This is a genomic window from Pseudomonas sp. R9.37 (assembly GCF_963878885.1).
Classification (GTDB): domain Bacteria; phylum Pseudomonadota; class Gammaproteobacteria; order Pseudomonadales; family Pseudomonadaceae; genus Aquipseudomonas.
The window spans coordinates 278,085-286,388 of sequence record NZ_CAWNZA010000049.1 but is presented as its reverse complement, the minus strand read 5'-3'; the positions used below and the strand labels follow the sequence as shown (position 1 = coordinate 286,388).

At 61.9% G+C, this 8,304-nt stretch carries 5 protein-coding genes; all 5 read left to right on the top strand.

The genetic code is table 11. From position 1 onward, the window contains the following. The first annotated feature begins 20 nt into the window (after positions 1 to 20). The 5 genes from gspD (at position 21) to AACU78_RS28625 (ending at position 8,295) form a co-directional block, all read left to right on the top strand. Positions 21 to 2,144: a type II secretion system secretin GspD gene (gene gspD / locus AACU78_RS28645; protein WP_106578955.1), complete on the top strand. Its 2,124-nt coding sequence runs from the start codon at positions 21 to 23 to the stop codon at positions 2,142 to 2,144. A 1,053-nt stretch (positions 2,145 to 3,197) separates the two neighbouring features. Continuing rightward, positions 3,198 to 5,591 (top strand): TonB-dependent receptor plug domain-containing protein, encoded by a 2,394-nt coding sequence (locus tag AACU78_RS28640; RefSeq protein ID WP_106578953.1) that lies wholly within the window; start codon positions 3,198 to 3,200, stop codon positions 5,589 to 5,591. A gap of 25 nt (positions 5,592 to 5,616) precedes the next feature. Further along, positions 5,617 to 6,588: an amino acid ABC transporter permease gene (locus tag AACU78_RS28635; RefSeq protein WP_106578952.1), complete on the top strand. Its 972-nt coding sequence runs from the start codon at positions 5,617 to 5,619 to the stop codon at positions 6,586 to 6,588. After that, a complete protein-coding gene (locus AACU78_RS28630; RefSeq protein ID WP_106578951.1) occupies positions 6,581 to 7,354 on the top strand; it encodes an amino acid ABC transporter ATP-binding protein in 774 nt (257 codons plus the stop codon). The genes AACU78_RS28635 and AACU78_RS28630 overlap by 8 nt, the downstream gene beginning before the upstream one ends. Before the next feature lie 17 nt (positions 7,355 to 7,371). Continuing rightward, positions 7,372 to 8,295, top strand: a complete 924-nt coding sequence (locus AACU78_RS28625) for an ABC transporter substrate-binding protein (protein WP_106578950.1) — start codon at positions 7,372 to 7,374, stop codon at positions 8,293 to 8,295. Positions 8,296 to 8,304 lie beyond the last annotated feature (9 nt).

Genomic DNA, 8,304 nt, shown 5'->3' with positions numbered 1-8,304 from the left:
GAGCCCCTCCCTTGATCGACATGCGCACTTCAACATTTTGCCTGGCCACCGCCCTCGCACTGGGCGGCTGTGGCGCCTTCCCCGACCGCCCCGACCCGGACGACGAGCTGCTGCACGAAGCCATGCAGGGCACCGGTTCGCAACGGCCGCCGACTGAGGCGCCTGCACCGCAAAGCCCGCCGCTTGCAACCAGGTCAGCGCCACAGCGCCAGGTGATCCGTGGCAACCAGCAGTTCGTGCGCCCGCCCAGCGCAACGCCGAGCGCGAAGGAGCAGGGCGGCGACATCGTGTTCAATTTCGCCGACCAGCCCATCGAGGCAGTGATCAACAGCGTGATGGGCGACCTGCTGCACGAAAACTACAGCATCGCCCAGGGCGTGAAGGGCAACGTCAGCTTCTCCACCTCCAAACCGGTGGATAAGCAGCAGGCGTTGTCGATTCTGGAAACCCTGCTGTCCTGGACCGACAACGCGATGATCCGCCAGGGCCAGCGCTATGTGATCCTGCCCGCCGACCAGGCCGTGGCCGGTAAGCTGGTGCCGCAAATGCACGTGGCGGCGCCGTCCAGCGGCCTCTCTGCGCGGTTGTTCCCACTGCGGTATATCTCCGCCACCGAGATGCAGAAGCTGCTCAAGCCGTTTGCGCGCGAGAACGCGTTTTTGCTGGTGGACCCGGCGCGCAATATCCTCAGCCTGGCCGGCACCCCGGAGGAGCTGGCCAACTATCAGGAGACCATCGACACCTTTGATGTGGACTGGCTCAGGGGCATGTCGGTGGGCGTGTTCGGCCTGCAACGCGCGTCAGTCGCCGAATTGATGCCCGAGCTGCAAGCCATGTTCGGCCCGGACAGTGGCATGCCGTTGGCGGGCATGCTGCGGTTTTTGCCGATTGAGCGCACCAATTCGGTGGTGGCGATTTCTTCACAGCCGCAGTACCTCAGCGAGGTGGGTGACTGGATCCGCACCATCGATGAGGGCGGCGGTAACGAGCCGCAGATGTATGTCTACGATGTGCGCAATATGAAGGCGTCGGACCTGGCCAAGTACCTGCGCCAGATCTATGGCAATGACGCGATCAAGGACGACGCGCCGGCGAAGGTTGCGCCGGGCTTGCGCACGGCGACGTTGTCGTCGCTCAACAGCAATGCCGGCGGGTTGCAAGATGCGCCGCCGCCCGCCGACGAGCCTGAGCAAGCACCGGACGTTGCTGCGCCTGCGCCGGATAAAAGTCTTGAAGCCGGTACTCGGATTACGGCGCAGAAGAGCAGTAATCAGCTGTTGGTGCGCACGCGTCCGGCGCAGTGGAAGGAGATCGAAGCGGCGATCAAACGCCTCGACAATCCGCCGCTTCAGGTGCAGATCGAGACGCGCATTCTTGAGGTCAAGTTGACCGGGGGGCTGGACCTTGGGGTGCAGTGGTATCTGGGACGCCTGGCGGGGAATTCGGGAAGCAAGACGGTGGCGAATGCCTCGGGTAGCCAGGGGGCGCTAGGGGGCGGCGGCGCAGGGCTGGGGGCGTCGGATTCGTTGTTTTACTCGTTTGTCAGCGCCAATTTGCAGGTGGCGTTGCATGCATTGGAGACCAATGGGCGCACTCAGGTGCTGTCGGCGCCGTCGTTGGTGGTGATGAATAACCAGCCGGCGCAGATTCAGGTGGGGGATAACATTCCTATCAGTCAGACCACGGTGAATACCGGCAACGCCGATTCCACTTTGAGCAGCGTCGAATACGTGCAGACCGGGGTGATTCTGGATGTGGTGCCGCGCATTAATCCGGGCGGGTTGGTGTACATGGATATTCAGCAGCAGGTCAGTGATGCCCAGACTCAGAGTGGTACCAGTGATACGCCGGTGAATCCGCGGATATCGACGCGGTCGGTGTCGACGCAGGTGGCGGTGCAAAGTGGGCAGACGGTGTTGCTGGGCGGGTTGATCAAGCAGGACAACGCGCAGAGTGTCAGTGCTGTGCCGTATTTGGGCAAGATTCCTGGGTTGCGGTGGTTGTTTGGTAACACCAGCAAATCCAAGGATCGCACGGAGTTGATTGTGTTGATTACGCCTCGGGTGATTACCAGCAGCAGCCAGGCGCGGCAGGTGACGGATGATTATCGCCAGCAGATGCAGTTGCTGCGGCCGGCGAGATGAAGTGAGGGGGGCGGTAGAGAATGTGGGAGCAGGGTCGCCTGCGATGGCGGTCTTTGGGCTTGCGCTTTTTTAGGTCGATTGGGTGCATATCCGTTGCTGTGGTAACGGCTGCTATTGGTTCCGCTCTTACAGCGGGTCACTTTTGGAGGGACCCAAAAGTAACCAAAAGGTCCTCGCCCCACCACTCGGCACCTCGCCTGGGCTCGGTGTGCCCTCACGCAGGCTTTGGAGCGTGGGCCGCCGCGATGGGCCATCCATGGCCCAACACGGCTAAACCGGCGTCCTGCCGGTTTACCCACGCTCCAAAACCTGCGTTCGGCCAGCGTGGTTTAACGGGGCGCCTGAGATCGAAGTCAAAAGCAGATCAAGATCAAGATCAAAAGCAGATCAAGATCAAGATCAAAAGCAGATCAAGATCAAAAGCAGAGCACGGCGGCCTGGTAGCCGACCTGAGTGGTAGAAGCAAAAGCATAGCAACCCATCTTTGTCTGATGCACAGAGATCCAAGTGTGGGAGCTGGCTTGCCTGCGATGGCATCAACCGGGTATGGCTGATACACCGGGTTGTCTGCATCGCAGGCCAGCCAGGTCCCACATTTGATCGAGTGCAGCCTCCAGGGTCAGGTCGGCTGTCAGGTTGCCGTGCTGTAGATTTTGATCTTGGGCGCTCCGTTAAACCACGCTGGCAACCTGCGCCTGATCTCAAGAAGACATTACCAATACGAATAAAATTATTAATAAATAATGAAAGTAGAGAATATTAGCTTATACCCAAATAGCATTATATTTTTGAAATCCATTCCGTTATGTTTGATCGCAACAGCCTACCCCTGACCTCGGATGGTACCCAGCGTGATTCAGATTCTGCGCGCCATAACCGGGTAAAGACCCTGCGGCAGAATCGTTGGAACGGAGTTCAACGTATGTTGCCCATTCAAACCCCTCGCTCGCCCCACACCTAGTTTCCAATCGCCGAAACACCCTCGAAAAATCCGAGCACCGCGCACGACCGCGCGAGCGCCCGACTTCGCGATCTGGAAAGTCTGGAGTGGCCATGAAGCACGTTTTACACCCCACCGCTGCACTGGCGCTGGCCTTACTGACACACACGGCCCAGGCCCAGGACGACAGCACCCTGTCCACCGTGGTGGTCACCGGCAACCGTGGCGCCGAGCAGCGCACCGTCACCAGCAGCCCGGTGCCAATCGATGTCGTCAGCGCCAAGCAACTGCAAGGCACCGGCAAGCCCGGTTTGATGGAAGCCCTGAGCGCGGTGATCCCGTCGCTGACCCTGCCGGAAAAAACCGGTTGGGACGCCAGCGGCATTGCCCGCGCTCCGAACCTGCGCGGCCTGAGTGCCGCCGAAGTGCTGGTGCTGGTCAACGGCAAACGCCGTCACACCAGCGCCACCTTGAACATCAACGGCATCAACACCGGCGCCGCACCGGCCGACCTCGACCTGATCCCGATCAGCGCCATCGACCACGTTGAAGTGCTGCGTGACGGCGCTGCCGCCCAATACGGCTCGGACGCCATCGCCGGGGTGATCAACGTGATCCTCAAGGCCGACACCAGCGGCACCGCTGTGACCAACATCGGCCAGGGCTACGACGGCAAAAAACAGACCGTGCAGCAAAGCCTCAACAAGGGTTTCGAAATCGGCGACGGCGGCATCGTGCAGTTGGCCCTGGATGCACGCAGCCAGAATGACGACAACAAGGCCAGCGCCAACGGCTACACCTACGAGCAAGCCTACGGCCTGGCGGGCACGTCCACTTATGGCGGCTACGGCACGCCCAAGACCAACCTGCTGACCCTGGGCTACAACGCCGAGCTGCCGATTGATGACAGTTTGAGCCTGTATTCCTTCACCACTTACTCGCGACGCAAGGCCGAGCAAGGCCAGAACTTCCGCTTGCCGACCATCACCAACACCATCACCACCGGGCCAAATGGTTACCCGGCCGGCTACACGCCGACCTGGTACATCGACGAGGATGATTTCCAGGCCGCGTTCGGCGGCAAGGGCACGGTCGGCGCGTGGGACTGGGATTTGTCCACCACCTACGGGCGCAACGAAGCGGAGCAGGGCACCACCCACAACCAGAACCCGTCGCTGGGCGAGTACACGCCCAACAGCTTCACCTCCGGCACCTGGATTTCCACCGAGCTGACCACCAACCTCGACTTCAAGCGCGGCTTCGACATTGGCCTGCAAAAGCCGCTGGACCTGTCTTATGGCTTCGAGCATCGGCGCGACACCTATGAGGTGCAGGCCGGTGACTACGCCTCGTATGCCAATGGTGGCTACTGCGTGGCGCCGGGCAATTGCGCGTCGTCCGGGGCGCAGGTCACCAACGGCATTTCACCGGCTGAAGAAAGCAGTGCCTCGCGCAACAGCCTCGCCAGCTATGTGGATGTTGGGTTCAACCCGCTGCCGGACTGGTACGTGGGCACCGCGTTTCGCTATGAGCATTACAACGAAGGCGTCGGCGCGACCCGCAGCGGCAAGCTGACCACGCGCTACGATTTCACCCCGCAGTTCGCCGTGCGCGCTACGGTCAGCAATGGCTTTCGCGCGCCGTCCCTGGCCAACAGCCTGTTCAGCGCGCGCTCCACGACCTATGGCGTGGTCGACGGCGTGTATCAATCGATCAACTACGGCGTGTTGCCCGTGGGGTCGGCGGCGGCCAAGGCCTTGGGCGCCGAGGGCTTGAAACCCGAGCGCTCGACCAACTTCAGCCTCGGTTTCACCCTCACGCCCACCGACCGCTTGAAACTCACCGCCGACGCCTACGTGATCAACCTGCGTGACCGCATCACCCTGACCGGCACCCTGCTGGGCCCGGAAGTCACCCAGGTCTTGCAGAACAACGGCATCAACTCCACCTCCGGCGGCCAGTACTTCATCAACGGCGCCGACACCCGCACCAAAGGCGTGGACCTGGTCAGCAACTACAACCAGGACATCGGCCCGTACGGCTCGCTGAAGTGGACGGCGGCGTTCAACTGGAACCAGACCAAGATCCTCAACTACAAGGCGTCCACCGACATCCTTGGCACCTCCTATGACCTGATGGACCGCCAGGCCCGCGGCCTGATCACCGATGTGCAGCCCAAGACCAAGCTGATCCTGGGCGGTGACTGGAGCATCGACCGCTTCAACCTCAACCTGGCCCTGACCCGTTACGGCTCGTACAAAGAGGTCAACGTCTCCGCCGACCGCAGCCTCGACCGGGTCTACAGCGCCAAGTGGATCACCGACCTCGACCTTGGCTACAACCTCACCAAAGACCTGAACGTCGCCGTCGGCGCCAAGAACCTGTTCGACCAATACCCCAAAAAACAAGGCGTGCCGAGCAGCACCATGCTCGCCAGCTACGGCACGTATTCGCCCTACGGTTTTACCGGCGGGTACTACTACACCCGGCTGACTTACGCCTTCTAAGGCCGCAACTCGCGAGGAATAGACCATGCCCATTGTCGCCAAAACCTATGACCTGATCGATGAGGTCACCGACTACCCGGTTCGCCAGGCGCGTGTCGCAACGCCGATCAAAGCCTTGCACGTAGTGCCGGCCCGACACCCGTGGCGTTGGGCCGGGTCGATTTTCGCCGCGCTGGTGCTGCTCGCCATCGTGCATTCGCTGGCCACCAACCCGCGTTGGGAGTGGGGCGTATTCGGCCAGTGGTTCTTCTCGCCGTCGGTGCTGCGCGGCCTGGGCCAGACGCTGTTGCTGACATTGCTCAGCACCGTGTTCAGCATCATCCTCGGCACTGCGTTGGCCCTGGCGCGGCTGTCGGGCTCGCCGCTGCTGGCGGCGTTGGCCTGGGGCTATATCTGGTTTTTCCGCTCGATGCCGGCGCTGTTGGTGCTGATCATCCTCTACAACTTTGCCTACCTGTATGACCACATCGTGCTCGGCGTGCCGTTCACCGGCGTGGTGTTTGCCGAATGGTCGACGGTGGATGTGCTCAGTCAATTCACCGTGGCGGTGTTGGGCCTGAGCCTGATGCAAGCGGCCTACGCGGCAGAGATCATTCGCGGCGGCCTGATCGGCGTAGATGCCGGCCAGCATGAAGCGGCGGCGGCCTTGGGCTTGCCGGCCTCGCGCCGTATCTTCCGCATCATTCTGCCCCAGGCCTTGCGCTCGATTCTGCCCTCGGGTTTCAACGAAATCATCGGCCTGGTCAAGGGCACCTCAATCGTCTACGTGCTGGCCTTGCCGGAGCTGTTCTACACCGTGCAGGTCATCTACAACCGCACCCAGGCGGTGATCCCGCTGCTGATCGTGGCCACCGTGTGGTACCTGATCATCACCACCGTGCTGACCAGCGCCCAGTACTACGTCGAGCGCCACTTCGCGCGTGGCACCGCACGCGTGTTGCCGCCGACACCGCTGCAACGCATCCGCCGCTGGCTCAAGGAGAAAACCCATGAGTGACGCACGCGCGGGGCGCATCCAGATCCAGGGCGTGGGCAAGCGCTTTGGCAACCAGCAGGTGCTCAAAGACATCGACCTGACCATCGACCCGGGCAAGGTCACGGTGATTCTCGGGCCGTCCGGCTCGGGCAAATCCACCTTGCTGCGCACCATCAACCACCTGGAGAAGATCGACAGCGGGCACATCACCATCGACGGTGAATACGTCGGTTACCGCCGCAAGGGTGACCTGCTCTACGAATTGAAAGAGCGCGAGATTCTTAAACGCCGTATCGACGTGGGCTTCGTGTTCCAGAACTTCAACCTGTTCCCGCACCTCACCGCCTGGGAAAACATCGCCGAAGCGCCGCTGGCGCACAAGCGCTGGAGCAGGGCCGAGGCGCAGGCCAAGGCGTCCGAGCTGCTGGCCAAGGTCGGCCTGGCAGACAAGGTCGATGCCTACCCACGCCAGCTCTCCGGCGGCCAGCAACAGCGCGTGGCCATCGCCCGTGCCCTGGCGCTGGACCCCAAGGTGCTGCTGTTTGACGAACCCACTTCAGCCCTCGACCCGGAACTGGTGGGCGAGGTGCTCGATGTGATCAAGGGCCTGACCCAACTGGGCGTGACCCTGGTGATCGTCACCCACGAGATCGGTTTCGCCCGCGAGGTGGCCGACCACGTGGTGTTTCTGTGCGACGGCCAATTGATCGAAGAGGGCCCGCCCGAACAGATTTTCCGCCAACCCCGACATCCCCGCACCGTGGCCTTTCTCGGCAAGGTGCTTTAGTTCAAGGAGTGACTGCCATGTTCATCCATACCGCTCGCGTGGCCTTGCTGGCGCTAGCCGTCAGCACCGCGCAAACCGCTTTCGCCGTGCAACAGGTCGACCTCAGCCCCGACCGCGTGCGCATTCATGTGCCGCGCAACGAAGCGGCCATCGCGCAGATTCCGCCGGGCTTCAAGTTTGCCCAGCCGGGCAAGTTCACCGTGGCCGTGTCCGGCGTGGCCGGACCACCGCTGGCGCTGCTGGCCAATGACGACAAGACCACCATCGGCAGCGAGGCCGACACCGCACAGCTGGTCGCCGACAGTCTTGGCCTGCAACTCAACGTGGTGCAGACCAGCTGGGAAGATTGGCCGCTGGGTGTCAGCTCGGGCAAATACGACGCGGTGATCAGCAACGTCACCGTGACCGAAGCACGCAAGAAGCGTTTTGACTTCGCCACGTATCGCCAGGATGTGCTGGGGTTTTACGTCAAGAGCACCAGCAAGATCACCGAGATCAAACAAGCCTCCGACATTGCCGGGCTGAAGATCATCGTCGGCTCCGGCACCAACCAGGAAAAAGTCCTGCTGGCGTGGAACGAGGCGAATGAAAAGGCTGGCATCAAGCCTGCGCTGTTGCAGTACTTCGACGACCAGGCCGCCGCGCAGCTGGCGGTGCAATCGGGGCGCAGCGATGCGCTGTTCGGGCCCAACTCGGTGTACGCCTATTCGGCGGCCATCACCGGCGGCATCAAGCTGGTCGGCACGGTGAATGGTGGCTGGCCGTTGAAGGCGGATATCGCCGTGACCACGCGCAAGGACAACGGCCTGGTCCAGCCGATTCACACGGCACTTGAAGGCGCGATTGCCGGTGGCCAATACGAACAGGTGCTGCAGCGTTGGGGCCTGGACATCGAGCGCGTCGACACGTCGCTGATCAACCCACCGGGCCTGCCGGACTAGGAGCATCGA